Origin of the sequence: Caballeronia arationis, assembly GCF_001544975.2 — a bacterium.
Classification (GTDB): domain Bacteria; phylum Pseudomonadota; class Gammaproteobacteria; order Burkholderiales; family Burkholderiaceae; genus Caballeronia; species Caballeronia arationis.
Window position 1 is genome coordinate 1 of sequence record NZ_FCOG02000590.1, and the last position, 574, is coordinate 574.

1 protein-coding gene is annotated in these 574 nt (G+C 52.4%); it reads right to left on the reverse strand.

Going from position 1 to position 574, the window contains the following annotated elements:
- Nucleotides 1-319 precede the first annotated feature (319 nt).
- The coding region (locus tag AWB81_RS44010; RefSeq protein ID WP_144444438.1) for a glycosyltransferase family protein at nucleotides 320-574 on the reverse strand (255 nt) is incomplete at its 5' end.

Consider the following 574-nt stretch of genomic DNA (forward strand, 5'->3'; position numbering starts at 1 on the left):
CGGCATCTGAGCGTTCAACCGCTTGCAAGACGTGGCTTTCAGACGAAAGCCGCTTGCTGAACTTCATAAGCAACTTGTTGGCACCCTTCATGGCTTCACCCGGAATCGTGGAAATTAAAGAGCTTGGTGTTGCACTTCGCTTTTGAGTCCGTCCTCAGATAAGAGTATCGCGGATATCCTAGTGTGGTCAGTTGCAAACCGATCGCATTATTGAGCCGGCGGGGCACCAGTTGGCCTCCGATTTCTTTCCCGACTGCGCTGTTGGGCAACCACGTGAAAGCTACAGTTCGAAATTGACCGCTGCGAACAATCGCTTTTTTTAAGTATGGCGCCGCAGCATGTCCTGTGCTTTAGCGTTGAATACTTCGCGCGAGAAGCGCTGCTTGAAATCCTGCGAAAGCGTACCGAGCTGAATGCCACGAGCTGCGAAAATGCACTTTACGAAAGCGTCTTGATCGTCGGCGGGAAAGAGCATCGATTCCGGCAGATATGAGTCGAGTCCGGAAACCCGCGAAGCAACTATCGGCCTTTGAGCGAGCACCGCTTCTATCATCACGAGCGGCACACCTTCATA